We start from the raw sequence: 25,900 nt of genomic DNA, 5'->3' as shown, positions 1-25,900 counted from the left end.
GCCACTTCTAGGACCAGGCCCGGGCCACGTAGTCCTCGAAGGGGAGGGGAGGCCGTCCGAGGACGCGCCGCACCCCGTCCGCCGGCTCGGCCAGGTGGCCGGCGCGCATCGTGGTGAACATCGCGTTCAACGCGTCGGCGTCCTCCGCCGGCCAGCCCTCGGCGAGCAGTCCGGCCCGGTACGCCTCCGGGCTCAGCTCGACGTACTCGATCCGCCGTCCGGTCGCCTGCCCGACGAGCCCGGCGGCTTCGGCGAAGGTGAGCCCGCGCGGTCCGGACAGGTCGTAGACGGCTCCGGCGTGCCCGTCCAGGGTCAGCGCCCGCGCCGCGACCTCGGCCACGTCGTGCACGTCGACGAACGGCTCCGGCACCGCCCCGATCGGCAGAGCCAGCCGTCCGGCCAGCAGGGGCGCCCTCCAGAGGTCCTCGTCGAAGTTCTGGTTGAAGTTGTTCGCCCGCAGGATCGTCCACTCCGCGCCCGACGCGCGCACCGCCTGCTCCGCCGCCTTCATGCCCTGGCCGAACTCCACGCCGGCCCGGTCGATCTCCCGGCCCGACAGCACCACGTACCGTCCGGCGCGCGCGTGCCGCACGAAGTCCCGCACCGGGGCGGGGTCGTCGGGCACGACCAGGTAGACCGCCCTGGCGTCGGCCACGGCGTCCCAGGTCGACCGGTCGTACCAGTCGAACCGCACCTCGCCGGACCGGGACGCGGGCCGCACCCGCTCGCCCGCGTCCCGCAGGAGTTTCACCAGGCGCCGGCCGGTCTTGCCGGTCGCGCCCAGCACCACGATGTCGTCTCTCATGGACAGCAAGCCAACCGCCCCACCGCCGGGCGGGCCATGGCCAGGCGTACGGCGTAGCTGTCCGGTCGTCCGGCTACCGTTGCCGCGTGGACCCGTTCGACGATCTTCTACGTGGGGTGCGGGGCGAGGGCGCCGTCGTGGGCGCGTCGGTTCTCTCGGCCCCGTGGGCCGTCCGGTTCGCCGCCGGGGCGTCCCTGACGCTCTGCGCGCCCCTGCGCGGGGAGGGCTGGCTCATCCGGGAGGAAGAGTCCCGGCTGGTGCGGCAGGGCGAGGCCGCCGTCCTGCGCGGACCCGAACCGTTCGTGTTCTCCGACACCCCGTCCCCGCGGCTGGTCACCGAGGCTCGGCCCGGCGTGGACGTCACCGGCGACACGGTGCTGCTGGTCGGCGCCTACCCGGCCGTCGGCGAGGTGGCGCGGCGCCTGGTGCGGATCCTGCCGCCCATGCTGGTCGTGCCGGACGAGCACGACTGCGCGAGTATGAGCGCCTACCTCGAAGCGCAGCTGCTCGCGGGGCGGCCCGGCCGTCAGATCGTCCTGGACCGTCTGCTCGACTGGCTTCTCGTGTGCACCCTCCGCGACTGGTTCGACCGGCCCGAGGCGGTCACGCCCGGGTGGTACGCCGCCCTCGGCGACGACGTCGTCGGTCCGGCGCTTGTCGCCGTCCACGAGGATCCGTCCCGGCCGTGGACGCTCGCCTCCCTCGCCGCCGTCGCGAAGGTTTCGCGCACCACCTTCGCCGGGCGTTTCACGGAACTGGTGGGCGAGCCGCCGCTGAGCTACCTGACCTCCTGGCGGATGGCGCTGGCCGCGGACATGCTCGGCGAGCCGGGCGCCACCGTCGCCTCCGTCGCCCGCCGGGTGGGGTACTCCGACGCGTTCGGCTTCAGCTCGGCCTTCAAGCGGATCCGGGGGATGAGCCCCAGCGCGCACCGGCGGCAGAGGCGTGCCATGCGTTCATGAGCCCGATGGCCTGGAGGAGGCACGCGCCTCAGGCGCTCCTCACGGGCGGGTTGAACCGCGAGTAGTCTTCGAACGCCCAGCGCAGCCCGGTCGCGCCGCCCACCTGGAGCACCTGGTCGACGTCGAACGTGACCAGCCGTTGCGCGCCCGGCACGTCGCCCGGGTCCCACTCGACCCGCGCCCTGCCGGTCAGGTGCAGCGCGTCACCGGTGCCCCAGTCGAGGAAGAGCAGGCCCGCGGCGGGGTTCAGCTCCAGGTTGCCGAGGGTCATGTACATCAGGTTGCCCGCGTAGTCGGGCCAGACGAGCCGCCGGTCGTCCACGATCTCCACGAAGCCGGGGTTGCCGCCCCGGTGCGAGACGTCCGAGCCGAGCCCGGGCGCGTGCGTCGCGACGAAGAAGGTGTCGGCGTTCCCGATCCACGCCCGCTGGGCGGCCGACAGGCGGTCCCCGGACTCGGCCCTCCGCTCACCGGGCTCCAGGTCGCCGGTGATCGTGCGCCGCTGCAGGTATTTGGGACAGTTCGAGTACACCTGCTCGGTCCGTACGACCAGGTGGTCGTGGTCCCGCCGGGCGCGGCCGTTGACCCGCATCCGGCGGCGCGTCCACGGCTCGACGGCCAGCATGCCGATGTCGTGCCCGTCGTCGAAGAGCCCCGCGAGCGGCGCGCCGGGCACCGCGTGCATGAGGATCGTGCGGTCGCCGGTCGCCGCGACGAAGCCCGGTGGGCCGCTGAGCGGCGCGGCCCACACCCGGCCTTCGCGGTCCTCCGCGCCGATGATGACCATCCGCTGGGACTCCAGGAACCGCGCCGCCGCCTCCGGGATCTCCGCCCGTACACGGGCCGAGCCGTGCCCGGCCAGCCGGACGCCCGCGCGGCGCTGGACCGCGTCCTCTCCCGGGTGCCGCATCTCTAGAAGAAACCACAGGTAGGGGCGTCGGACCGGGGCGCGGGGCGCTCGTCGGCGCCGGTCGGCGCGTAGATCTCTAGCCGGATCCCGTCGGGGTCCTCGAAGAACACGCCGCCCGAGGCGGACCCCTCCCTGTGCGGCACGATCCCGCCGTGGTGGATCGTCGCCCCGGTCTCCCTGATGACGGCCTCCGCCCTGCGTACGGCGTCGATGTCCGGCACCTCGAAGGACAGGTGGTGCAGCCCCGGCCGGCCGGCGGCGAACGTGCCCTCGCTCTGCTGCCACAGCGTCAGAACCAGCTTGCCGTCGAGGGCGAGGAAGGCGTACCGGCGCGTCTCGTCGGCCGATTCCCCGGCCAGGTCGAAGCCGAAGACCTTCCGGTAGAAGTCCAGCGACCTGCCGAGGTCGGAGACGTTCAGCCCGATGTGCCCCGTGGTGATGCTCATGGCCACCCCTTCGCCGTTGCATCTAACGGATGCTTCCGTTAGAAGTCGAGAGAAGACTAATGGGAGGATGCGCAAAAGTCCATTAGAAGATCGAGGTGCTCATCGCCGGAGGGAGGGGCGGTTCGATCGGAACGGCGGACGCGGAGGGGTCAGGCGTTCTTGTGCTGGCGGTAGTGGCGAGCCGCGCGGGCGCGGTTTCCGCAGGCCACGGAGCACCACTCCTGGCGCGGATGCTCCCTGACGAAATACAGCACGCAGCGGGGGGCCGGACAGGCGCGGAGTCGCTCCCGGTGCGGCCCGGACAGCAGGTCGATCGCGGCGGACGCGAGGGTCGCGCGCAGGCGGGCGGAGTCGCCCGCGGCCCGCGCCGGCAGGGTCCGGGCGTGCGGCACGTCGTCCGGCGGCCACTCGAGCCGGGGAGCGACGGGCACCGCCGCCGCGGTGGCGTTGACGAGATCGAGGGAGGGTTCGAATGCCGGCAGCCGGGCCGCGTCCGCGCCGCTCGGCGGCCCGGGGGAGACGGCCCGCGCGAACAGCGCGCGGACCGCCTGCCGTAGCGCCACGACCTCGTCGAGCATCTCGGCGGTGGCGGCGAACGTGGCGGGGGCGATGCCGAGATCGGACGCGTGGTCACCGACCCAGGCGGTCAGGCCGCCGACGTCCTCCAGTGCGTCCACGAGGCCGGAGCGGTCCGCGCGGACGGTGCTCACGAATTCCAGGGCCAGCAGGGAGGACATCGGCTCAGTCTAACGCGGGTGGCCGGGCCCCGCCGTGAGAGAAGGGCGGCCTCAGCGGCGGATGACCTTGGCGAGGATGGCGACGAAGGCCGCGAAGCCGAGCCCCCCGACGAGGATGGGCGCCATGACGACCGCGTCGGGGTCGGGCCCGGTCAGATAGCGGATGCCCATGCCGATGAACAGCAGGCCGCACAGCAGGGACATCCAGTCCGTACGGTGCACCCGGCGCGGGCGCTCGGGCCGGGACTCACGCGGCACGGCGCACCTCCACGTCGCCGAGCCCGGCCTTGACGTGCAGCTCGATCGTGGGCGCGTCGCCCTCGACGGGCGTCTCCGGCTCCAGGATGCGGTCGAACCGCACGTCGGTGCCGTCCTCGACCTTGTGGTCGATCTTCACCTCGCCCAGCTTGGCCGAGCCGTGCACCTCGACGCGAGCGGAGGTCGGGACGATCACCGTGAGCTGTCCCAGCGACACCGAGGCGTCGAACCTGACCCGGCCGCCCGGCTTGAGCGTGACATCGCTGAGGTCGAGCTTGCCCTCGCCGATTCCCAGCTCGTACGTGCCGGGCGACTGGACGGAGCCGACGGGGTGCCAGACGAAGCTGCCGATCTTGCGGGGGATGCCGTTCATGGTCGAGCTCCCCACCAGTACGAGGGCCACGATCGTCCCGGCGGCGACGAGCCCCGCGCCCCGGCCGAACCACGTCGCCACCAGCAGGCCCGCCCCGATCGTGACGAGGACCGCCCCCCCGACGACCGGTAGGCCGACCGTGCCTGAGCCGGTCCGCTCCATGGTGACCAAGATCCCTCCAACGATCAGGGCGAGGCAGATGGTGAGGCCGCCGACGAACGACCGGGGACGCCTGGGCTTCGGCGGCCGCGGGGGCGGCGGCGTCGCAGGCGTGTAGGGGCCCGGCGCGTAGGGCGAGCCGTAGGGCTGGCGCGGCTCCCGCATCGTGTAGGGGCCGTGCGGGGCGAAGGGCTCTCCCGATCCGTATCCGTGGCCCCCGGCTCGGTGCCCCGGCGCGCCGTGCCGGGCGTTCTGGGCGCCGCCGTGGCCGTACGTGCCCTCCCGCGCCTCGCGGGCCAGGTCGGACAGCCGCCGGTAGCCGTCGCCGGCCGGATGGGCGGAGACGGAGGGTCCCGGTGATCCGGACGCCCAGCCGGACGGCGCCCCGTGGCGGTCCGATCCCGGGTGGGCCTGGCCGGGCACGTCCGCACCGGGCGTGTCCGCGCCGGAGCCGATCGGGCCGGGGGCGTTCGCGCCGGGCGCGGGCTCCGCGGCCAGACGGGCGACGGATTCGAAGGGCCGGGTCGGCGGGTCGCCGTCGGCGCGCGCCGCCGCGTCCCCGGCGACGGCCTCCTGGACCAGCGTGTCGTCCACGGCCGCCCCCATCGCGGTCGTGTCGTGGATCGCGGTGTCGTCCGCGGTCGCGCCGGGGGCGGCCGGGCCGGGCTCCGCGGTGCCCGTCGCGGGCGCCTGCCCGGCGGCGCCGGGCGGCGTCGGCGCGGGCGTCTCCCGCAGCGGCGTCTCCGGCAGCGGCGTCTCCGGCAGCGGCGCTCCCGCCCCGGGCACGCCGGCCCCGTACGGCTCCCGCGCGGGCGGCGGAGCGAAGGGCGCGAAGTTCGGGGCGGCACGGGTCATGCCGCGCCGTCCGGTCGCCCGGTCGGGCATCGACTTGGCCATGGTCAGCAGGTCGACGCCGCGCGCGTGGGCGGCCATCAGCACGATGGCCAGCAGCGTGCCGACCACGATCGTGCCGCGGTTGATCCCCCCGGAGGCGACGTTGATGATCAGGCCGAACGCGAAGACCGCGGCGAGCAGCGCGAGCACGGTCTCGGCGTCGAACAGCCGCCGGGTCCACTGCTCCAGGTGGCCGGGGCCACCGTCCGGCTGGCGCATCAGCAGGAACGCCGCGACGTACAGCAGGACGCCGGTGCCGGAGGCGAGGACCAGCACCGCGAAACCGACCCGGAAGAGCACGGGGTCCATGCCCGTGAACCTGCCGAGGCCCGCGCAGACACCCGTGATCATGCGACCGTCCCGGGAGCGGCACAGCACCTTCTCGGATTCGGGCGGGCCGGCGGGATCGGAAGCGGGGGTCGATGGTGCCTCGGTCATGGTCCCATCCTGGCGTCGCCCGCCGTACCCCTGCCATCGGGGGAACCCCTGACTCGTCCCCGACCCCTCAGGGACGGCGTCAGGGCATGCCCTGATGCGCTTACGGCCGGTGACGTGTGACGATGCTTCCCGAGATGTCTGAGATGCCTAACGCCCCAGCGGCGTACCCCCGGATGGTCCGGCCCCTTCCCGGCCGGGTGGTCGCGGGCGTCGCGCAGGGCGCCGCCGCCCAACTGCGGCTCGACCCCGTCGTGCTGCGTCTCGCGTTCGTGCTGCTCACCGTCGTGGACGGGCTGGGCCTCGTGGCGTACGCCGCGCTGTGGATGTTCACCCCCAAGGAGGAGGTGAAGGGCCGCGAGCCGGCCCGCGACTGGGGCCAGCTCGCCGCGTACGGCGTGCTGTGGCTGGCCCTGGCGAGCTTCGCCTGGCTGACGGGCGCCTCCAGCGGCGGGTTCGGCATGTGGCCGATCGCGGTCGGCGGCATCGGTGCGCTGATCCTGTGGCAGCAGGCCGACCCGGGACGGCGGCAGCGGTGGATGTCGGGCGCGGTCAAGCAGGTCAGCACGACCTGGGTGCGCACCGGCATCGGGGCGCTGCTCGTCGTCGTGGGCGCGATCGGCTTCCTGGCCGCGAGCGGCGAGCTGGCCAAGGCCAGTACCGGGCTCGTGTTCACCGCGGTCGTCGTCGGCGGCATGCTGATGATCGCCGCGCCCTGGCTGGCCTCGCTCGTCAAGGAGCTCCAGCGTGAGCGCACCGAGCGCATCAGGCAGGAGGAGCGGGCCGAGGTGGCCGCCCACGTCCACGACTCGGTGCTGCACACGCTCACCCTGATCCAGCGCAACGCGCACGACGCGCGGGAGGTCGCCAGGCTCGCCCGGTCGCAGGAGCGGGAGCTGCGCAACTGGCTGTACCAGCCCAAGCAGGACGCCGACGCCACTCTCGCCGCGGCCGTACGGCGGGTCGCGGCCGAGGAGGAGGACGCCCACGGCGTGCAGATCGAGGTCGTCTGCGTGGGCGACTGCGAGCTGGACGAGGGCCTGGTGGCCCTGCTGCACGCCGCCCGGCAGGCGATGGTCAACGCGTGCAAATACAGTGGGGCTCCGACCGTCTCCGTCTACGCCGAGGTCGAGCCCGACGAGGTGACGGTGTTCATCCGGGACCGGGGCAAGGGCTTCGTGCTCGACGACGTCCCCGGGGACCGGATGGGCATCCGCCAGTCGATCATCGGCAGGATGGAGCGCAACGGGGGAAGCGCCCGGGTCAGGACCGAGCCCGGCGACGGAACCGAGGTCATGCTGACCATGAAGAGGGAAAAATGAAGACCGTACGCGTGCTCATCGTCGACGACCACCGGCTGTTCCGCTCCGGCGTACGGGCCGAGCTCGGCCCCTCGATCCAGGTGATCGGCGAGGCCGAGGACGTGGAGTCGGCCGTGAAGGCGATCGCCGAGCTGGAGCCTGACGTGGTGCTGCTCGACGTGCACATGCCGGGCGGCGGCGGCCAGGAGGTGCTGCGGCGCGTGCTCGGCTCGGGCTCCCAGGTGCGTTTCCTCGCCCTGTCGGTGTCGGACGCGGCCGAGGACGTGATCGGGGTCATCCGGGGCGGCGCCCGGGGCTACGTGACCAAGACGATCAGCGGCACCGAGCTGACCGACGCGATCATCCGCGTGTCCGAGGGCGACGCGGTCTTCTCGCCGCGGCTGGCGGGCTTCGTCCTCGACGCGTTCGCCTCGACGGAGGCCCCGCCCATCGACCCGGAGCTCGACTCGCTCACCCAGCGGGAGCGCGAGGTGCTGCGGCTGATCGCCCGGGGCTACGCCTACAAGGAGATCGCCAAGGAGCTGTTCATCTCGGTGAAGACCGTCGAGACGCACGTGTCGAGCGTGCTGCGCAAGCTGCAGCTGTCCAACCGCCACGAGCTGTCGCGCTGGGCCACCGCACGACGTCTGGTCTGAACCCCGTCTGGTGCGATCGCCCTCCGGCGTGCGACGCTCGATGAATGGGCCGTGACGTACCCTCCGTCTCCTTCACCCGGGAGGACCGCCGTCGCTACCGGGACAAGGTGAAGCTGTCGCTGGACGTCCTGGACGAGATGCTTCGGGAGTCGCGGTTCGGGTTCGACCGGCCCCAGATGGGCCTGGAGATCGAGCTGAACCTGGTCGACTCCCGGGGCGAGCCGGCGATGAAGAACGCCGAGGTCCTGGCCGCCATCGCCGAGCCCGACTGGGCGACGGAGCTGGGGCAGTTCAACGTCGAGATCAACATCCCGCCGCAGGTGCTGTCCGGCGAGGGCAGCCGCCTGCTGGAGGAGTCCGTACGGCTGCGCCTCAACCGGGCGCAGGAGCGGGCGGCGCGGGTCGGCGGGCAGCTCATGCTGGTCGGCATCCTGCCGACGCTGCGCGAGACCGACGTCAGCGAGGGGACGCTGTCGGCCAACCCCCGCTACAAGCTGCTGAACGAGCAGATCTTCGCCGCCCGGGGCGAGGACCTGCACCTCATGATCGAGGGGGTGGACCGGCTCGACACCTACGCCGACAGCATCACCCCCGAGGCGGCGTGCACGAGCGTGCAGCTCCACCTGCAGGTCAGCCCCGGGACCTTCGCCGACCACTGGAACGCGGCCCAGGTCATCGCCGGTCCGCAGGTCGCGGTGGCGGCCAACTCGCCGTACCTGTTCGGCAAGGAGCTGTGGCGCGAGACCAGGATCAGCCTGTTCGAGCAGGCCACCGACACCCGGCCCGAGGAGCTGAAGGCCCAGGGCGTGCGGCCGCGCGTGTGGTTCGGGGAACGGTGGATCACGTCGGTCTTCGACCTGTTCGAGGAGAACGTCCGGTACTTCCCCGCGCTGCTGCCCCTGTGCGAGGAGGAGGACCCGAGGCAGGTGCTGGACGAGGGCGGGGTGCCCGAGCTGCACGAACTGCGGCTGCACAACGGCACCGTCTACCGCTGGAACCGGCCCGTCTACGACGTCTCGGACGGCGTCCCCCACCTGCGGGTGGAGAACCGCGTGCTGCCGGCCGGGCCGACGGTGGTCGACATCGCGGCCAACGCCGCCTTCTACTACGGGCTCATGCGCGTGCTTCCCTCGGCCGAGCGGCCCGTGTGGACGCGCATGTCCTTCGCCGCCGCGGAGGACAACCTCCGCAACGCCGCGAGGTACGGCCTCGACGCCCGCCTCTACTGGCCGGGCCTGGGGGAGGTGCCCGCCGCCGAGCTGATCCTGCGCAGGCTGCTGCCGATGGCCTACCACGGGCTCGACCTGTGGGAGGTCGACCCGGTCCAGCGCGACCGGCTGCTCGGCATCATCGAGCGGCGCTGCGTGACCGGCCGTACGGGGGCGGACTGGCAGGTCAGGACGGCCCGCGCGTTCGGCGGCGACCACGAGGCGCTGCGCCGCATGACCCTGCGCTACCTGCAGCACATGCACACCAACGAGCCCGTCCACACCTGGGGTATGTGAAGTTCCCGAATCGGTGACCGGCATGGGCGGCGGGCAAATCTTTGTCGCCTTAATGGGTAGTCAGACGGAAATGACCCGCCGAGTGCCCGCCGCCTTCCTGCTAGCAGTGACCCTGCTCGCCTCCTGCGGCACGCTCACCGGTTCCCCGCCCGATCGGGCGCAGCCGGGCGACGCGGCGTCCGGGGGGAGGACGCCCTGCGCCGGCGACGGCGACGACTTCCCCGGCGACATCAAGCTCGCCCGCTGCCTCACCGAGTGGTTCTGGTCGCGCCGCTTCCGGGAGAGCGGGGAGACGTACCGCCCGATCACCCGCTTCGTGGCCTACCGGGGGAGCGGCGGCCCCGACTGCGGTGGTCAGCCGGCCGTGCCCGAGAACGCCTTCTACTGCCCGTACGGCCACTTCATCGCCTACGACGCGGTCTGGCTGGAGGCGATGTACGACCGGATGGGCGACGGGGCGGTCTACGTCGTGATCCCGCACGAACTGGGTCACGCCGTGCAGGCGCAGCTCGTCGAGGACTTCCGCTTCAACGTGGAGCGGGAGCTGCAGGCCGACTGCTACGCGGGCGCCTCGCTGAGCGGCCTGATCCGCGTGGGGGCGCTGAACGCGGAGCAGGGCGACGAGGAGGAACTGCTCACCAACATCCGCGCGGCGGGCGACCCCACCGACGTCTGGTGGGCGCCGGACGCCCACGGATCGCCCGAGCTGCGCCAGCAGTACTTCGCCCACGGCTACAACGAGGGTGTGGGGACCTGCTGAGGCGTCGTACGGCATGCTGACGGGGGCGTCGACGGTGGGGACGGAGGACGGGTGAAGCCTGCGCTGGTGGGATGTCTCGGGGTGCTCGCGGCGGCGAACGTGCTCAACAACCGGGTCGCCAGGCGGTGGGCGCCGGTGACCTCGGCGGTCGCGACGGGGGCACTGCTGGTGCTGGCCCGGCGCGAGGGTCTGACCTGGCACGAGCTGGGCTTCCGGGACGCCCGCGCGGGCGCCGTGACCGGGGGCGCGCTCGCCGCGGGTGTCGCGGCCGTGTACGCGGCCGGCGTGGCGCTGCCCGGCACCCGCGCGCTGTTCCAGGACGAGCGCGCGCTGGCGCTGCCGCGCCGCCGGGTGCTGGAGGAGGCCCTGGTGCAGGTGCCGTTCGGGACCGTGCTGCTGGAGGAGGCGGGCTTCCGCGGCGTGCTGCCCGCCGTGCTCGGCCGCTCGCTCCCGGCCGGTACGGCGGTCGCCGTCTCGGCCGCGCTGTTCGGACTGTGGCACGTGCTGCCCGCGATGGACATGGCCCGGGCCAACCCCGCCCTCGGCCGTCTGGCCGCCGGGGAGACCCCGGACGGGGCCTGTCCGGAACCCGGCCCGGTGGACGGGCGGCGGGGCGGCCGGGTGGAGACGGGACGGCTGGTGGCGGGGACGGTGGTGTCCACCGCGCTCGCCGGGCTCGTGTTCCACGGGCTGCGCCACCGCGCCGGGCTGCTCGCACCCGCGCTGCTCCACCTCGCGACGAACTCCCTCGGCTACGCCGCCGCCCGGGTGGCCCGTCGGCTGGATCAGCCCTCGCGGGAGTCGGCCAGGCCGGTCCGGTAGGCGTACGCGACCGCCTGGGCCCGGTCCCGGAGACGGGCTTTGGCGAAGAGGTTGTTGATGTGCGTCTTGACCGTGGCCTCGCCGATGAACAGAGTGGCGGCGATCTCGGCGTTCGACAGGCCACGGGCGATGAGCCGCAGGACCTCCGCCTCGCGCGGCGTCAGCCCGTCCGGCGGCGGGGGAGCCGGCGCGGCGGCCGGGCCGGGCGTTTCCGGGGGCGGGGCGGTGACGGTGTTCAGGAGACGGCGCTGCACGCCGGGGTCGAGCTGGGCGTCGCCGTTCATCACCGTGGTCACGGCGCGGGCGATCTCCTCGGCGTCCGCGCTCTTGGTGAGGAAGCCGCGCGCCCCGGCCCGCAGCGCGGCGAAGACCGACTCGTCGTCGGTGTACGTCGTGAGCACCACGACCTGGGTGTCCGGGAAGCCGGTCCGGATCCTGCGGGTGGCCTCCACACCGTCCATGCGGGGCATGCGCAGGTCCATGAGCACCACGTCGGGCCGCTCGTCCGCGACCAGGCGGAGCGCGGCCTCGCCGTCGGCCGCCGACCCCACCACCTCTATCTCCGGCAGCAGGCCGAGCAGCAGCACGAGCCCGTCGCGCACCACGGCCTGGTCGTCCACCACCAGCACGCGGGCGGTCACGCCGGCACCCGCAGCCTGACCCGGAAGCCGCCTTCCACCTCGCCGGCCTCCAGAGTGCCGCCGAGAAGCTCGGCCCGTTCGCGCATGCCCACGAGACCGTATCCTCCACCCGGCGTTCCCGGCGCGTCACTCGGGGGGTTGACGACCTCCAGTTCGCACTCGGCGCCGCGGAAGTCCAGCCGTACGGCGGCGGGGGAGCCGGGCGCGTGCCGCCGCACGTTGGTGACGGCCTCCTGCGCGGTACGGATCATCGCGAGCTCGATCTCCGGGGGCAGGCGGCGTCGCGGGCCGCGGATGTCGAGCGTGCACTCCCTGCCCGTGGCCTCGCGGAACTCCTCGGCGAGCGCGTCCAGCGCGGCGGGGAGCGGCGGGGTGTCGTCCCGCAGCGCCGCGACGGCCCTGCGGGCCTCCTCCAGGCCGTTCTTGGCCAGCTCGCGGGCGCGTTCGACCCGGTCGAGCGCCTCCTCGGACCGGTCGGCGCGCAGCAGCAGCCGGGCGCCCTCGAGATGCACGATCTGCGCCGACAGGGAGTGCGCGAGGATGTCGTGGATCTCCCTGGCGATCCTGGCGCGTTCGGCCAGCACGGCCTCGCCCGCCTGCGCGGCGGTCGCGGCCCTGCGCTGCCTGATCGCGTAGGCGACCGTGAAGACCACGCAGAGCGAGACGCCCAGGCTGACGCCCCGATCGGCCGGTACGGCGGGGGCCAGGGGTGACATGACGCCCATGGTGACCGCCCCGAGCCCCGCCAGGGCGAGCAGCAGGATCGGCAGCGATCGGCTGAGCGGATGCCGTACGGCCGCCGCCCCGGTGGCGAACATGACCACGGCGACGGCCGGGCTGCCGCCCTTCGAGACCGCGTCGAGGACGAGGGCCGGCACGATCACGAGGGCGAGAAGAACGGCCTGCGCGCGACCCGTGTCCCGGCGGCGCGGGAGCACGGCCGGCCGCAGCCGGAGCACGATCATCATGGCCAGGACGACGGCGACGGCGGCCGTCAGCACGGTGACGGCGAGCCGCTCGCCCGTCAGGCCGAATCCCGGTGCGGTGGTCGCCTGCCCGCCGATCAGCATCGCGGTGAGCGCCGCCAGCAGGCACCCGCCGGCGATCGCGTTCCTGCGGTGGGCCTCCGAACCTCCCGGGCTCCCGTCCGGGTGGCCGGGAGGGCGCGAGCGGTCACGTCTGAGCACGTCCCGACGTTAGCGGGCCGCTTGGACACCGGGGACGGCGGTGCCCGGCAGGGCGCTCGCCCGGCGGGCGACCATGAGGAACTGCACGCCGAGGGTCACCCCGATGAACAGGAGCACGGAGGCCTGGGGCGAGGTCACGCCGAGGACGGCGGTCAGGAAGATCATCGCGACCCGGACGGCGATGGAACCCACCCACGCGAGGAGCGTCATGACGGTGCCCTGCGACCACGCCACGCCGTGCTGGTCGCGCCAGACGCGGGTGGTCGCCGCCCGCAGCGCGCCGAGACCCGCGGCCACGAGGAGTCCCGCGGCGAGCAGGGCGACGGCGAGCACCGGGTGGAGGGGGTCGACGAGCCTGTCCCCGCCGGCGGCGAGCCCGGCCAGGACCATGGCCGCGGAGATGATCAGGCCGACGCGCCTGGCGGCGGGTCGCGGCGTCATCTGCCGGTAGATCACGAGGGCGACCGCGGCGAGGGCGATGACGATGATCTGCGCTGTCTGCATGCGTGGAACCGTAGGAAGAACGGACGCGGAGCGGATCGGCGCCAGGGTGGAAAGCGGGGGTGGAGAACCGGGCGGGCAGGGCCGCTGAGCGCCCGATCTCCACCCCCGGGTGGACGGAGGGCCCCGGGGCGGGGGTTCAGGCGGTGACGACCCGCTGGAACGCCTCCGCGTACGAGCCCTCGGGGAGGCCCGCGGCGGCGGCGTGGCCGGCGAGCCAGCCCTTGACCATGCCGTCCAGGTCGGGGATGTGCGCGGTCTGGCTCTCGTGCGCGCGCAGCGCCGCGATCTTGCGGTCCACCGTGGAGGTGACGTCGACGTAATGGTCGACGGTCATCCCACCCGTGAGCCACACCTCGCGGACGGTCCAGGCCTCGAGGCCCTCGTCGGCCAGCAGCTCGGGGAAGGCGTACGGGTTGCGCGCGTCGGGGTAGACCGCGTCGAGGGTGGCTCCGCCGACCGCGCGGTGGTCGGGGTGGCTGGGGCCGAGCCGTTCGTAGTTCCGGTCGGGGCTCGAGGTGACGACCAGGTCGGGCCGCACCTGGCGGATCACCCGGGTGATGTCCCGCCGCAGGCCGAGCGTCTGCTCGACCACGCCGTCCTGGTAGCCCAGGAAGCGCAGGTCGCCGACGCCCACGCACTTGGCCGCGGCGGTCTGCTCGGCGCGGCGCAGCGCGGCCATGCCGCCGTTGTCCACCGCCCGGTCGAATCCGCCCGCGTCACCATCCGTGACCAGGCAGTACACGACCTCCGCGCCGGAGTCGGTCAGTCTGGCGACCGTTCCCGCGGCGCCGAAGTCGATGTCGTCGGGGTGCGCGACGACCACCAGGACCTTCTTGATTTCCGCCTCGTCCAGCACGAGCAGCCTCCTCATGGTGTGGCACATCACCTTAAACGTGACTTGCCGGGCGAGTGGGCCCCGGATGTCGGTGCGCGGCCATAACCTAAGGAGAGTGTCCACCCGAGCCGCCACTCATCCATTGCTCGACGGCCTCAACCCGCAGCAGCGGGACGCCGTCACCCACCAGGGCAGTCCGCTGCTGATCGTCGCCGGGGCCGGCTCCGGGAAGACCAGGGTGCTGACGCACCGTGTCGCGTACCTGCTGGCGGAGCGCGGCGTCCATCCGGGGGAGATCCTCGCGATCACCTTCACCAACAAGGCCGCCCGCGAGATGAAGGAGCGGGTCGACAAGCTCGTCGGGCCGCGGTCCAGGGCCATGTGGGTCATGACGTTCCACAGCGCCTGCGTGCGGATCCTGCGGCGCGAGGCGAAGCGCCTGGGCTTCACCTCCAGCTTCTCGATCTACGACCAGGCCGACTCCCAGCGGCTCATGGCGATGGTGTGCCGCGAGCTCGACCTCGACCCCAAGCGTTACCCGCCGCGGTCCTTCTCGGCCCAGGTCAGCAACTTCAAGAACGAGCTGATCGACTACGAGACGGCGGCCGACCGCGCCTCGACCCATCTGGAGCGCACGCTCGCGGAGGCGTACCGCACCTACCAGCGGCGGCTCACCGAGGCCGGCGCGATGGACTTCGACGACCTGATCATGCTGACGGTCACGCTGTTCCAGCTCTTCCCCGAGGTGGCCGAGCACTACCGGCGGCGGTTCCGGCACGTGATGGTCGACGAGTACCAGGACACCAACCACGCGCAGTACATGCTGATCCGCGAACTGGTCGGCCGGCCCGAGGTGCGCACCGCCGACGGCGACGTGGTGCGGGAGGGCGTCGAGCCGTCGGAGCTGGTGGTCGTCGGCGACGCGGACCAGTCGATCTACGCCTTCCGCGGCGCGACGATCCGCAACATCCTGGAGTTCGAGCGCGACTACCCGGAGGCGCGGACGATTCTGCTGGAGCAGAACTACCGCTCCACGCAGACGATCCTGAACGCCGCCAACTCGGTCATCTCCCGCAACGAGGGCCGCAAGCCGAAGAACCTGTGGTCCGACCAGGGTGCGGGCGCGAAGATCATCGGCTACGTCGCCGACAACGAGCACGACGAGGCCATGTTCGTCGCGCAGGAGGTCGACCGGCTCGGCGACGACCACGGGGTCACCCCCGGCGACGTGGCGGTCTTCTACCGCACGAACGCCGCGTCCCGGGTGTTCGAGGAGATCTTCATCCGCACCGGCCTGCCGTACAAGGTCGTGGGCGGGGTGCGGTTCTACGAGCGCAAGGAGGTCAAGGACCTGCTCGCCTACCTGCGGGTCCTGGCCAACCCGAACGACACGGTCTCGCTGCGGCGCATCCTCAACGTGCCCAAGCGCGGCATCGGCGACCGTGCCGAGGCGATGGTGGAGGCGTTCGCCAATCGCGAGCGCATCGGCTTCTGGGAGGCGCTGCGCCGGGCCGACGAGGCGCCGGGGGTGGCCACCCGCTCGCTCAACGCGATCCGCGACTTCGTCGCCCTGCTGGACGAGCTGCGCGCCAAGGAGCTTCCGCTGTCGGACCTGGCGGAGGAGGTGCTGAGCGCCACCGGCTACCGCACGGAGCTGGAGACCTCGGGCGACCCGCAGGACGAGAGCCGGCTGGAGAACCTCAACGAGCTGATCTCGGTGGCCGCCGAGTTCGAGGAGGCCAACCCGGAGGGCACGCTCGTCGACTTCCTGGAGCAGGTCTCGCTGGTCGCCGACGCCGACCAGATCCCCGACGGCGACGACCACGGCGGGGTGGTCACGCTGATGACCCTGCACACCGCCAAGGGCCTGGAGTTCCCCGTGGTGTTCCTCACGGGCATGGAGGACGGCGTCTTCCCGCACATGCGCTCGCTCAACGACCCGAAGGAGCTGGAGGAGGAGCGCAGGCTGGCGTACGTCGGCATCACCCGGGCCAAGGAGCGGCTCTACCTGTCGAGGTCGGCGGTCCGCTCGGCGTGGGGCGCGCCGTCGTTCAACCCCGCCTCGCGCTTCCTGTCGGAGGTGCCGGGCGACCTGCTCGACTGGCGCGGCGACCCGGGCAAGACCGCCTGGTCCGCCGCGACCTCCCGCCCGGCCGCCCGTACGGCTCCCGCGCAGAAGACCGGCGGCCGGCAGGTGCCGAACCTGTCGCCGGGAGACCGGGTCACCCACGACACCTTCGGGCTCGGCACGGTGGTGGCGGTGGACGGCCAGGCCGAGAAGACGCGTGTGAAGATCGATTTCGGTAGCGAGGGCGAGAAGACCCTGCTGCTCGCCTACGCCCCGATCGACAAGCTCTGATCGACAGGCTCTGATCAACCGCTGACCCGTCTCCGCGCGCCGCGGGCGCTGCCGCAGTCCCCGGCGGTCGCCGTCTGAGCGGTGGGCGCTGTCTGACCGATGGGCGCTGTCTGACCGGTGGACGCTGTCTGACCGATGGGCGCTGTCTTACCGGTGGACGCTGTTTGAGCGGTGGACGCGCCGCCGGTGGCGAGGCCCGGGAGACGCGGCCGGCGGGGTGGAGCGAAACGGCCGGCCCCGGGTGTGATCACCCGGGGCCGGCCGCCTCCGCCCCACGCCGCGCGCGGGGTTCGATCGCGCGGAGCTCAGCCGTGCCTCAGCCGTGCCCGATCGTGCGGATCAGTCGGGCAGGATGACGGGGCCCTGCGTGTCCGGCAGGTCGCTGTCGAGCTCGCTCAGGTTGGCGACCTGGCTCCTCGGCGGCGCCTTGACCGTGACCTTCCTGCCCCAGCCGGCGAACGTGGTGACGTCGGACAGGGTGAAGGTGACGGACTTGCCCTCGACCTTCGACTTCAGGTCGGCGGTGGCCGAGACGCGGCGGACGAGCTGGTCGGAGCCGACCCACAGCTTCCAGGACACCACGGTCTTGCCGGGGTTGCTCCCCAGGCCGGCGAGGCCGTCCTTCAGGCCCGGGCTGACCTTCATGAGCTGCCCCAAGGTGATGGTGCCGCGGTAGAGCGTGGTCTTCGCGCCGTTGACGCTGCCGCCCGGCCCCTTGGCCTTGGTGGTCGCGAGGACCGCCTTGAGGCTGCGCCAGTCGGCGGCGTTGAAGTAGCCGCCCGCGCTCAGCGCGGAGTCCGGCCGCTGGCCGGGGATCCGCACCCAGGTCTTGCCCTCCGGAAGCAGGTCCGCGAAGACGCCGCCGGAGTAGTAGACGGTCCTGCCGATGACGATCGTGCGGACGGGGTCCTCCGCGCCCTTCAGGTCCTCGTCCTCGTCCTTCAGCAGGTCGCTGTACTTGACCTTCTGCGTGGTGTCGGCGGCGGCGATGCCGGACCGGCCGAAGGCGTAGCCGCCGTTCGAGGTGACCTTGATGGCCGGGATGCCGAGGATGCTCATCGTGCTCGTGGAGACGTACCGCACGCCGTGTCCGGCGACGAACTGCTTGCGGAGCGCCGCCACCGGGTCGGCGGCGGGGGCCGGCGCCTGCGCCGAGGTCTGAGCCTGCGCGGGGGCGGCGACGGCCGGCGCCACGAGCGCGGCCGTCGCGGCGCACGCCAGCGCCATGATTGCTCGCTTCAAAGTGATTCCTCCCGTAAGTGCCCTCATGATCGAAAGGGCAGCCCGGAAATCTTCGCGGCTCATGATCACAAGACAGTTACGAAAATCCACATTTCCTGTGAGTTTTCAGCTAGTGGGCCGGTATGCGGGCTGATTATTATTTCGCCGCGAAATGTTCGTAGCGAAAGGACGCCATGGAGGAGAACGCGGCGGTGGAGGAGATATCCCGGCTCTACCCCGCCGTCCACCGGCGACTGCGCACGTCCGGTCGCCTGCTTCCGGGCCGCGATCTCACCGCCCGAATGGTGTCGGTCCTGCGTCACCTGGTGTCGTACGGGCCGCTCACCGTGGGCGACCTGGCCGGGCGTCTGCGGCTGTCGCGGGCCGCGGCCACCGAACTCCTCGACCGCGTCGAGGGCCGGGGTCTGGTCGCGCGGGTGCGCGACCAGCGCGACCGGAGGCGCGTCTACGTCCGGATCACCGAGGCGGGGCGTGCCGCCGCCGGCGGCGCGGGCCGCGACGACGCCGGGTGCGACGACGACCCGCTCGCGGCGGCCGTGCGCACGATGACGCCGCAGGAGAGGCAGGGGCTCGTGGACGGCCTGCGCGCGCTGCTCCGGGACGGTCCGGCGGACGGCTGACCGGCTCCGGAGACGGGGCCGTTCCGCGGGGAGGCGGCGCGCGGCGGTTACGCTTCGGGCAGCGAGCACCATCTGCGGGAGGTCTTCATGGCAGGCAGGATTCGGGTCGTCGTCGCGAAGCCGGGGCTCGACGGGCACGACCGCGGGGTGAAGGTGGTGGCGCGGGCGCTGCGCGACGCGGGCATGGAGGTCATCTACACGGGACTGCACCAGACCCCGGAGCAGATCGTCCGTACGGCGATCCAGGAGGACGCGGCGGCCATCGGGCTGTCCATCCTGTCCGGCGCCCACATGACGCTGTTCGCCCGGCTCTTCGAGGTGCTGCGCGAGGAGGGGGCCGAGGACATCGTGGTGTTCGGCGGTGGGATCATCCCTGATGCCGACATTCCCGAACTGCACACGATGGGAGTCGCCAGGATCTTCACGCCCGGGTCCACGACCCAGGAGATCGTGGAATGGGTCCGTTCGGCGGTTCCAGCCACCGTTTAGGCATTTTGCCCAACCTTGCCGTACTTGAGGGTTGTTGGCAAGGCGTCAGTGGGACCCGATGACGTGGTCACGCCGCCACGGGGACTAGGCTTCATGCGCGGAAACGCCGGGCGGGACGACGGCGCCCGGCCTCGGACATCAAAAGGGACGGACCCTCGTGGACCTGTTCGAACATCAGGCGAAGGAGCTCTTCGCGGAGTACGGCATCCCGGTGCCGCGCGGAATCGTCGCGCACACCGCGGAGGAGGCGCGGGCGGCTGCCGAGCAGCTCACCGGACGCGTTGTCGTCAAGGCCCAGGTCAAGACCGGCGGGCGCGGCAAGGCCGGCGGCGTGAAGGTGGCCGACGACGCCGCCGACGCGCACGCGAAGGCGGCGCAGATCCTCGGCATGGACATCAAGGGCCACACGGTCCACAAGGTCCTGATCGAGGAGGCCAGCCAGATCGCGGAGGAGTACTACTTCTCCTTCCTCCTCGACCGCGCCAACCGCACCTTCCTCGCCATCTGCTCCGCCTCGGGCGGCATGGACATCGAGGAGGTCGCGCACACCGCGCCGGAGAAGGTGGCGAAGGTGCCGGTCAGCCCGCTGACGGGCGTCGACCGGGCCACGGCCCGCGAGATCGCGGTGGCCGGCGGCCTGCCGCAGCAGGCGCTGGACGGCGCCGCCGAGCTGATCGAGAAGCTGTGGGCCGTGTTCGTCGACGAGGACGCCTCGCTCGTCGAGGTCAACCCGATGATCCTGTCGGCCGACGGCCAGGTGAAGGCGCTCGACGGCAAGGTCACCCTCGACGACAACGCGAACTTCCGCCAGGCGGAGCACGTCGCGTACGTCGACAAGGCCGCGGAGGACCCGCTGGAGGCCCGGGCCAAGGAGAAGCACCTCAACTACGTCAAGCTGGACGGCAACGTCGGCATCATCGGCAACGGCGCGGGCCTGGTCATGTCCACGCTCGACGTCGTGGCGTACGCGGGCGAGGAGTTCCCCGGACAGCCCAAGCCGGCCAACTTCCTCGACATCGGCGGTGGCGCCTCGGCCGAGGTCATGGCGAACGGCCTGGAGATCATCCTGTCCGACCCGTCCGTGAAGTCGGTCTTCGTGAACGTCTTCGGCGGCATCACCGCCTGCGACGCGGTCGCCAACGGCATCGTCTCGGCCTTCCAGCTCCTGCAGAGCCGGGGCGAGGAAGTGACCCACCCGCTGGTCGTCCGCCTGGACGGCAACAACGCCGCCCTGGGGCGGCAGATCCTGGCCGACGCCGCGCTGCCGCGGGTCGAGCTGGTCGACACGATGGACGAAGCGGCCAAGCGCGCCGCACAGCTCGCCGCGGTAGGTGCGTAATGGCTATCTGGCTCACCGAGAACAGCAAGATCATCGTTCAGGGCATGACCGGTGGTGAGGGCACCAAGCACACCCGCCGCATGCTCGCCGCCGGCGTCAAGGTCGTGGGCGGCGTGAACGCCCGCAAGGCCGGCATCACGCACGAGGGCCTGCCGGTCTTCGGCACGGTCAAGGAGGCCATGGAGCAGACGGGCGCCGACGTGTCCGTCGTCTTCGTGCCCCCGGCCGCCACCAAGGCCGCCGTCCGCGAGGCCATCGACGCCGAGATCCCGCTGTGCGTGGTCATCACCGAGGGCGTGCCGGTCCACGACACGACCGAGTTCTGGGCGTACGCCGTCTCCAAGGGCAACAAGACCCGGATCATCGGGCCGAACTGCCCCGGCATCGCCTCGCCCGGCGCGTCCAACGCGGGCATCATCCCCGCCGACATCACCACCAAGGGCCGCGTCGGCCTGGTGTCGAAGTCGGGCACGCTGACCTACCAGCTCATGTACGAGCTGCGTGACATCGGCTTCTCCACCTGCGTCGGCATCGGCGGCGACCCGGTCATCGGCACGACGCACATCGACGCCCTCAAGGCGTTCCAGGAGGACCCGGAGACCGACGCGATCGTGATGATCGGCGAGATCGGCGGCGACGCCGAGGAGCGCGCCGCGGCCTACATCGACGAGCACGTGACCAAGCCGGTCGTCGCCTACGTGGCCGGGTTCACCGCGCCCGAGGGCAAGACCATGGGCCACGCCGGCGCGATCGTGTCCGGCTCCGCCGGCACCGCCCAGGCCAAGAAGGAGGCCCTGGAGAAGGTCGGCGTCCGCGTCGGCCGCACTCCCAGCGAGACTGCCCGCCTCATGCGCGAGATCATGTCCAGCCGCTGATCGCGCACGCGCCCGGCTGTCGTCCTTGCGCTCCCACCGCCGCGGCGGTGCGAGCGCAAGGTCGCGGTCGTCTCCGGCCCCTGCCGGGTAGGCGCGGCGATGCGTCCGGATTGCGTACTCCTCGGCGTGGCGGCGTGGAGGAGAGCGGCGGGGCTGGGATGATGCGGTAGCGTGACGGGCCTTCTCGATCAATTCAGGACCGCCCCCCGCGCCGTGCTCGGCCGGGGCGGCGACGACGAGGAGACCCGCCGTCCGCTCCCCGTCTCCGGCATGCTGGCCGCGGTCGGGACGCTCGGTGTCGGCCTCGCCGTGCTCACCACGGTCACGCTCATCGGCTGGATGGCCGCGCCCCGAGGGCCGTTCGGCGAGGGCCTGCCCGGCGTCTTCCGTACGGCCTGCCAGCTCTGGCTCGCCGCCCACCACGCCGGTTTCGCGATCCCCGGCGGCCGGGTGGGCCTGCTGCCCATCGGGCTGATGATCCTGCCCGGGGCGCTGCTCTACCGGGCCGGCCTGTGGATGGCGCGCGACGCCGACCTGCGGGTGCGGATGCCGGCCCGGCTGCCCAAGGGCACGCCCCGCGACGTCGAGAACGCCCGCCGCCGCGCCCAGCTCGTGCTCATCGCCCAGGCCGGCATCTCGCTGGCCGCGCCGTACGCGCTGCTCGCCGGGGTGATCGCCCTCGTCTCCGGCAACGAGGTCATGCGGCCGTTCCTCGGGGAGGCGCTGGTCAGCCATCTGCTGCTGGCCTTCGTCACCGGGTCGGTGGCCACCGCCCGCACGATCGGGCCGTGGCGGTCGATGCTGCGCCTGCTCCCCGAGCGGCCACGGTCGCTCGTCTCCGGTACGGCCGTCGCGATCTCGGTGATGCTCCTGGCCGGGGCCGTGCTGGTCCTCGGGGCCGTGGCGGTCAACTTCGCCAGGATCGAGCAGATGTCGGAGGTCCTCAGCCCCGGAGTGGTCGGCGGCCTGCTGCTCCTGCTCCTGGAGGTCCTCTACTTCTTCAACGCCGTGATCTGGGGCATGGCCTACATCTCGGGGCCGGGTTTCGCGGTGGGCGCCGGGACACTGGTCGCGCCCACCGGGGTCAAGCTGAGCGCGGTGCCCATGCTGCCGCTGCTGGGCGCCCTGCCGTCGTCCGGCGCGGCGCCCGCCTGGGTCATGGGCGTGATCGCCGTGCCGTTCGCGGCCGGGGCCGTCGCCGGCGTGGTGACGGCCCGCGTCGCCCCGACCCCGTCGTTCGAGGCCGCGCCCCTATGGGGGTTCGTCTGCGGCGTCACCACCGGCCTCGTCGCCGGGACGCTCGCCGCGCTGTCGGGCGGTCCGCTCGGCGGTGCGGGTCTGGCCGCCGTCGGGCCGTCTCCCTGGGAGGTGGCGCTTTCGGTCGCGCTCGAGGTCGGCGTGGCCGCCGGCATCTCGGCCGGCATCGCCAACTGGTGGCTGATCTCCCGGAGGCCGGCCACTCCGCCCGAGCCGGTGCGGAAGGCCGGCGCCGTGATCGCCAAGGCGGCCGGCCGGGTCCGGCCCACTCGCGGCGCCCACCTGCCGGGCCACTGGCTGGACGCCACCGAGGCGGAGACGCAGCCGATTCCCGTGATCAGGGACGACTGGACCGACGAGCACGCCGCCGCGGCCGCCGAGACGTTCGACGACATGAGCGCGCGGCGGCCCCGGGCCACCTCCCGCGATTCCGGCAAACCGCGCAAGCCCGCGGCGAGTCCTCCGCCGAAGCCGCGCAAGGACATCGTGGACGAGACCGACGACCGCGGGGGTCACGTCATCTACGTCGATCCCTACGCCTGGGATCGCGACTGATCCGTCCCTGGCCGCTCGGTGACGGACGAGGCGAGGCGGTCCCGCAGCTCCGTCAGGCGGGCGATCTCGGCGTCCAGGGTGGCGATCCGGCGTTGCACGACACCGCTGCCGCCGGTGCAGCCGGGGCTGCCGTACGGCGGGAGCGTGTCGCCCTCCAGCAGGTCCAGGCGGTCGGCGCAGCGGGCGACGTCCTCGATGGTCAGGCCGAGGGCGAGCAACTGCCGCACCAGGCGGATGCGGGCGATCTCCCGTGGGCCGTACTCGCGTTGGCCCGCCGGCGTACGCCGGGGCGGCGGGAGCACCCCGCGCTGCTCGTACAGGCGCAACGCGCGTGGGGTGGTCCCGGCCGCCGCCGCCGCGTCGCCGATCCGCATGGGGCCTCCTCGCTCAGGTCTCCACGACGACCGTTCCCACGTGCCGTCCGTCGAACAACTCGCGTAACGCCAGCGGCGCGCGTTCGATGCCCGCGATCCGGGCGTGGGGGAAGGTGACGGCGCCCGAGCGGAGCCAGGCGCCGAAGCGCTCCGTCCACTCGGCGCCGGTCTCGGCGTCGACGCCGGTGAACCCGCGGACGGTGATGTTCCTGGCGATGAGCTGGAAGGCGTCCAGCTCCACCGGGGCCGTCGTGCCGTCGGCCGCGGCCGACAGCTGGGTGGCCAGGGTGCCGACCACGACGAGGCGGGCGCCCGGCCGCGCCGCGGCCACCGCGGCCCGGAGCTGCTCGCCGCCGACGTTGTCGACGACCACGTCGACGCCGCCGGGCGCCGCCTCGGCCAGCTGCGCGCCGATGGGACCGCCGTCGCGGAGCACGACCGCGTCGTAGCCGAGCTCGGCGGTCATGCGCCCGGCCTTCGCCGGTGAGCCGGTGCTGCCGATCACGCGTGCCGCGCCCAGCTGCCGGGCGATCTGCCCGGCGAGCGACCCGACGCCTCCGGCGCCCCCGGTGACGAAAACCGTCTCACCGGCGCGGAGGCGGGCGATCCGGGTCAGGGCGGCGTACGCGGTGGCGCCCGGCGCCAGGTGCGCGGCCGGGTCGGGCAGGGAGTCACCCAGCGGCGCGGAGGCGGGGACCGCGGCGTACTCGCGCCAGCCCCGGAAGTGCGTGACCAGGTCGCCCGGACGCAGGCGGCCGCCTGCCGGGGCGGTGACGACCTCGCCGACGGCGGGGCCGAACAACGCGTCGCCGGGACGCAGCGGGGGGAAGGGCGTGCCCGGCACGCCTCCGGCGATCAGCGTCCGCAGCGAGGGGAAGACTTGGAACCAGCGGTTGCGCACCAGGACCTCGCCGGCCCCGGGCACGGGCAGCGGGACCTCGGCGACGGTCAGGTGCTCGGGGCCGGGGAGGCCGGACGGAACCTCGGCGAGCCGGATCTCCCGTGAGACGCGGGGCGGGGTTTCTGGCAACGGGGATTCTGGCATGGGAACTCCCACGGTGTCGGAGGGAACGCGCGGTGCGGCCGCGCGGCCCCGCGACGGTAACCCCTGACCCACGCGTCAAAGGCAAACGGGCACGGCGTGGTCGTCAGGCCATCTCGGCGAAGTCGGTCTCGGTCGTGCCGATGGTCTGGGCGACCGACGGCCGGGCCGCGCGGAGGTAGCCGTACCAGACGAGGGCCACGGCGACGGTGACGAGGAAGGCGAGGACCACGAAGTTCAGCGGCCAGGCCGGCCACGGCACGACGTTGACGTAGAAGACGTACGCCATGCCGACCACCGAGACGATCACGCACGGCCAGATGAGCCGCGCCCGCGCGCGCTCCCGCCGCAGGAAGATCGGCGCGGCGAGCGCGACGACGGCGTAGGCCACCATGTAGCCGTACGTGCCGTAGGTGTCGACGTTGACGACGATCTCCATGCCGTCCACACCGAGCGCGAAGAGCAGCGCGGTCAGGGCGACGGCGATCGGCGCGACCGCGAGGATCGCCCGATGCGGGGTCTGCTGGGTCCGGTGGGTCCGGCCGAGGGACGCGGGCAGCACGCCCTCCTTGCCCATGACGAAGACGATGCGGCCGATCACGTTGATCGGGGCGACCACGACCGCGAAGAACGACGCAGTGACGCCGAGGCTGAGCACCGGGCGGAACCAGCCGGGCATGCCGACGGCCACCGCGAGCTCGTCCAGCGGGTTGCCGCTCGTGCCCAGGTCGCCCAGCGCGCGGTAGCCCGCGACCTGCGTGTACGAGGCGAAGATGTACAGCAGGCCGACGCCCGCGGCGCTCCACATGATGGCCCGGGGAATCGCCTTGAAGGGGTTGCGCGCCTCGCGGCCGAGGGCGTCGGAGCTGGAGAAGCCGACGAACCCGAGGATCGCCAGCACCATGCCGACCGCGATGCCGTGCGGCGTGGCGCCGTCGAGGCTGAGCTGGCTGCTGTCGAATACCGGCCCGTCCCCGGCGAACAGCACGATGACCAGCATCACCGTGATGATCGCGATCGAGATGACCTCCAGGACGAGCGAGATGCGCGCCGACATCCGGATGCCCCACACGGTGAACAGCGTGGCGAGACCGCCGATCACGATCGCGAGCACGACGTTCCACAGCGTGTTGTCGATCGTCAGCCCGATCCCGGACAGGAAGGCGTTGAAGTGGTAGACGGCGCCGGCCAGGGAGCCGGACGCGATGCCGAAACAGCCGATGATCAGCGTGATGCCGGTGACGTACGCGCCGAGCGGGCCGAGCCCCTGGGCGGCGTAGTTGTACAGCGAGCCGGCCGAGGCCCGGCGCTTGGCGAACTGGGAGATGCAGTAGCCGACGGCGAGGATGACCACGGTGGCGAGGGTGAACGACAGCCAGGACGCGTTGCCGGCACTGGCGAAGATTCCGGCCACGGAGAACGCGATGACCGCGCTCGGGGCGATGTTGGCGATGGCCTGGGCGACGACCTCGCCGCCCGACATCGCCCCGCGCCGCAGCCCGTGCCCGTGCTGGCGGTGGGAGGCGGTGGTCTGTGTCATGCGGGGTTTCCTTGTACG

26 protein-coding genes are annotated in these 25,900 nt (G+C 72.7%); 12 read left to right on the top strand and 14 right to left on the bottom strand.

The window, feature by feature from the left end; genetic code table 11:
* Nucleotides 1-7 precede the first annotated feature (7 nt).
* The gene (locus ACWEQG_RS10210; protein ID WP_452283505.1) at nucleotides 8-805 is read right to left on the bottom strand and encodes an SDR family NAD(P)-dependent oxidoreductase; all 798 of its coding nucleotides are present in this window, start codon (nucleotides 803-805) and stop codon (nucleotides 8-10) included.
* Nucleotides 806-891: 86 nt separating this feature from the next.
* On the opposite strand from ACWEQG_RS10210, the gene ACWEQG_RS10205 reads away from it, so the two are divergent.
* Entirely contained in the window at nucleotides 892-1,767 is an 876-nt protein-coding gene (locus ACWEQG_RS10205; RefSeq protein ID WP_452283503.1) for an AraC family transcriptional regulator, read from the top strand.
* A 28-nt stretch (nucleotides 1,768-1,795) separates the two neighbouring features.
* Here the strand turns inward: ACWEQG_RS10205 and ACWEQG_RS10200 are convergent, their stop codons facing one another.
* The 5 genes from ACWEQG_RS10200 to ACWEQG_RS10180 all read right to left on the bottom strand — a co-directional run bounded on the left by ACWEQG_RS10200 (nucleotide 1,796) and on the right by ACWEQG_RS10180 (nucleotide 5,982).
* Nucleotides 1,796-2,677, bottom strand: coding sequence for a pyridoxamine 5'-phosphate oxidase family protein (locus ACWEQG_RS10200; RefSeq protein WP_452283501.1), 882 nt, complete (start codon nucleotides 2,675-2,677; stop codon nucleotides 1,796-1,798).
* Nucleotides 2,678-2,679: 2 nt separating this feature from the next.
* Nucleotides 2,680-3,123, bottom strand: a complete 444-nt coding sequence (locus tag ACWEQG_RS10195; RefSeq protein ID WP_452283499.1) for a VOC family protein — start codon at nucleotides 3,121-3,123, stop codon at nucleotides 2,680-2,682.
* A 149-nt stretch (nucleotides 3,124-3,272) separates the two neighbouring features.
* Nucleotides 3,273-3,860 (bottom strand): CGNR zinc finger domain-containing protein, encoded by a 588-nt coding sequence (locus ACWEQG_RS10190; RefSeq protein ID WP_452283498.1) that lies wholly within the window; start codon nucleotides 3,858-3,860, stop codon nucleotides 3,273-3,275.
* Nucleotides 3,861-3,911: 51 nt separating this feature from the next.
* Complete coding sequence (locus tag ACWEQG_RS10185; RefSeq protein ID WP_169985145.1) at nucleotides 3,912-4,118, bottom strand: hypothetical protein; 207 nt, start codon at nucleotides 4,116-4,118, stop codon at nucleotides 3,912-3,914.
* Nucleotides 4,108-5,982: a PspC domain-containing protein gene (locus tag ACWEQG_RS10180; protein WP_452283497.1), complete on the bottom strand. Its 1,875-nt coding sequence runs from the start codon at nucleotides 5,980-5,982 to the stop codon at nucleotides 4,108-4,110. Before ACWEQG_RS10180 ends, ACWEQG_RS10185 begins: the two co-directional genes overlap by 11 nt.
* 143 nt (nucleotides 5,983-6,125) lie before the next feature.
* Here ACWEQG_RS10180 and ACWEQG_RS10175 point away from each other — a divergent pair, with 143 nt between their 5' ends.
* The 5 genes from ACWEQG_RS10175 to ACWEQG_RS10155 all read left to right on the top strand — a co-directional run bounded on the left by ACWEQG_RS10175 (nucleotide 6,126) and on the right by ACWEQG_RS10155 (nucleotide 11,023).
* On the top strand, nucleotides 6,126-7,301 hold the full coding sequence (locus tag ACWEQG_RS10175; RefSeq protein ID WP_452283927.1) for an ATP-binding protein: 1,176 nt from the start codon (nucleotides 6,126-6,128) through the stop codon (nucleotides 7,299-7,301).
* Nucleotides 7,298-7,936, top strand: coding sequence for a response regulator (locus ACWEQG_RS10170; protein WP_169985309.1), 639 nt, complete (start codon nucleotides 7,298-7,300; stop codon nucleotides 7,934-7,936). The genes ACWEQG_RS10175 and ACWEQG_RS10170 overlap by 4 nt, the downstream gene beginning before the upstream one ends.
* Nucleotides 7,937-7,980: 44 nt before the next feature.
* Nucleotides 7,981-9,441 (top strand): glutamate--cysteine ligase, encoded by a 1,461-nt coding sequence (locus tag ACWEQG_RS10165; RefSeq protein ID WP_363468925.1) that lies wholly within the window; start codon nucleotides 7,981-7,983, stop codon nucleotides 9,439-9,441.
* Between the two features lie 70 nt (nucleotides 9,442-9,511).
* Nucleotides 9,512-10,201 carry a neutral zinc metallopeptidase gene (locus ACWEQG_RS10160; protein WP_452283495.1) on the top strand — a complete coding sequence of 230 codons (690 nt, stop codon included), beginning with the start codon at nucleotides 9,512-9,514 and terminating at the stop codon, nucleotides 10,199-10,201.
* A gap of 51 nt (nucleotides 10,202-10,252) precedes the next feature.
* The gene (locus ACWEQG_RS10155) at nucleotides 10,253-11,023 is read left to right on the top strand and encodes a CPBP family intramembrane glutamic endopeptidase (RefSeq protein ID WP_452283493.1); all 771 of its coding nucleotides are present in this window, start codon (nucleotides 10,253-10,255) and stop codon (nucleotides 11,021-11,023) included.
* Here the strand turns inward: ACWEQG_RS10155 and ACWEQG_RS10150 are convergent.
* The 4 genes from ACWEQG_RS10150 to ACWEQG_RS10135 form a co-directional block, all read right to left on the bottom strand.
* The gene (locus tag ACWEQG_RS10150) at nucleotides 10,987-11,664 is read right to left on the bottom strand and encodes a response regulator transcription factor (RefSeq protein WP_452283491.1); all 678 of its coding nucleotides are present in this window, start codon (nucleotides 11,662-11,664) and stop codon (nucleotides 10,987-10,989) included. The genes ACWEQG_RS10155 and ACWEQG_RS10150 overlap by 37 nt on opposite strands.
* Nucleotides 11,661-12,851 (bottom strand): sensor histidine kinase, encoded by a 1,191-nt coding sequence (locus ACWEQG_RS10145; RefSeq protein WP_452283490.1) that lies wholly within the window; start codon nucleotides 12,849-12,851, stop codon nucleotides 11,661-11,663. Before ACWEQG_RS10145 ends, ACWEQG_RS10150 begins: the two co-directional genes overlap by 4 nt.
* Nucleotides 12,852-12,860: 9 nt before the next feature.
* Complete coding sequence (locus ACWEQG_RS10140) at nucleotides 12,861-13,355, bottom strand: hypothetical protein (protein ID WP_452283488.1); 495 nt, start codon at nucleotides 13,353-13,355, stop codon at nucleotides 12,861-12,863.
* A 136-nt stretch (nucleotides 13,356-13,491) separates the two neighbouring features.
* Nucleotides 13,492-14,226 (bottom strand): PIG-L deacetylase family protein, encoded by a 735-nt coding sequence (locus tag ACWEQG_RS10135; protein ID WP_452283486.1) that lies wholly within the window; start codon nucleotides 14,224-14,226, stop codon nucleotides 13,492-13,494.
* Nucleotides 14,227-14,275: 49 nt separating this feature from the next.
* On the opposite strand from ACWEQG_RS10135, the gene pcrA reads away from it, so the two are divergent.
* Entirely contained in the window at nucleotides 14,276-16,549 is a 2,274-nt protein-coding gene (gene pcrA / locus ACWEQG_RS10130) for a DNA helicase PcrA (protein ID WP_452283484.1), read from the top strand.
* A 339-nt stretch (nucleotides 16,550-16,888) separates the two neighbouring features.
* On the opposite strand, the gene ACWEQG_RS10125 is transcribed toward pcrA, so the two are convergent.
* Nucleotides 16,889-17,791 (bottom strand): hypothetical protein, encoded by a 903-nt coding sequence (locus ACWEQG_RS10125; RefSeq protein ID WP_452283482.1) that lies wholly within the window; start codon nucleotides 17,789-17,791, stop codon nucleotides 16,889-16,891.
* A gap of 173 nt (nucleotides 17,792-17,964) precedes the next feature.
* Between ACWEQG_RS10125 and ACWEQG_RS10120 the strand changes: the two genes are divergently transcribed.
* The 5 genes from ACWEQG_RS10120 to ACWEQG_RS10100 all read left to right on the top strand — a co-directional run bounded on the left by ACWEQG_RS10120 (nucleotide 17,965) and on the right by ACWEQG_RS10100 (nucleotide 22,926).
* Complete coding sequence (locus ACWEQG_RS10120) at nucleotides 17,965-18,411, top strand: MarR family winged helix-turn-helix transcriptional regulator (RefSeq protein ID WP_452283480.1); 447 nt, start codon at nucleotides 17,965-17,967, stop codon at nucleotides 18,409-18,411.
* 87 nt (nucleotides 18,412-18,498) lie between these two features.
* Complete coding sequence (locus tag ACWEQG_RS10115; RefSeq protein ID WP_363468906.1) at nucleotides 18,499-18,900, top strand: cobalamin B12-binding domain-containing protein; 402 nt, start codon at nucleotides 18,499-18,501, stop codon at nucleotides 18,898-18,900.
* Nucleotides 18,901-19,057: 157 nt separating this feature from the next.
* On the top strand, nucleotides 19,058-20,239 hold the full coding sequence (gene sucC, locus ACWEQG_RS10110; protein ID WP_452283478.1) for an ADP-forming succinate--CoA ligase subunit beta: 1,182 nt from the start codon (nucleotides 19,058-19,060) through the stop codon (nucleotides 20,237-20,239).
* Nucleotides 20,239-21,114, top strand: coding sequence for a succinate--CoA ligase subunit alpha (gene sucD, locus ACWEQG_RS10105; RefSeq protein WP_363468904.1), 876 nt, complete (start codon nucleotides 20,239-20,241; stop codon nucleotides 21,112-21,114). The genes sucC and sucD overlap by 1 nt, the downstream gene beginning before the upstream one ends.
* Before the next feature lie 171 nt (nucleotides 21,115-21,285).
* Nucleotides 21,286-22,926 (top strand): cell division protein PerM, encoded by a 1,641-nt coding sequence (locus ACWEQG_RS10100; RefSeq protein WP_363468902.1) that lies wholly within the window; start codon nucleotides 21,286-21,288, stop codon nucleotides 22,924-22,926.
* Here the strand turns inward: ACWEQG_RS10100 and ACWEQG_RS10095 are convergent.
* From ACWEQG_RS10095 to ACWEQG_RS10085, 3 genes are all read right to left on the bottom strand, one after another.
* Nucleotides 22,905-23,300 carry a MerR family transcriptional regulator gene (locus ACWEQG_RS10095; RefSeq protein WP_452283477.1) on the bottom strand — a complete coding sequence of 132 codons (396 nt, stop codon included), beginning with the start codon at nucleotides 23,298-23,300 and terminating at the stop codon, nucleotides 22,905-22,907. The genes ACWEQG_RS10100 and ACWEQG_RS10095 overlap by 22 nt on opposite strands.
* Before the next feature lie 13 nt (nucleotides 23,301-23,313).
* On the bottom strand, nucleotides 23,314-24,345 hold the full coding sequence (locus ACWEQG_RS10090; protein ID WP_452283475.1) for an MDR family NADP-dependent oxidoreductase: 1,032 nt from the start codon (nucleotides 24,343-24,345) through the stop codon (nucleotides 23,314-23,316).
* Between the two features lie 103 nt (nucleotides 24,346-24,448).
* Entirely contained in the window at nucleotides 24,449-25,882 is a 1,434-nt protein-coding gene (locus ACWEQG_RS10085; protein ID WP_363468896.1) for an APC family permease, read from the bottom strand.
* Between the last annotated feature and the right edge of the window lie 18 nt (nucleotides 25,883-25,900).

It is taken from the genome of Microbispora sp. NPDC004025, from assembly GCF_053604425.1.
The sequence above is the reverse complement of the archived record's forward strand: the minus strand, read 5'-3'. Positions and strand labels throughout refer to the sequence as shown.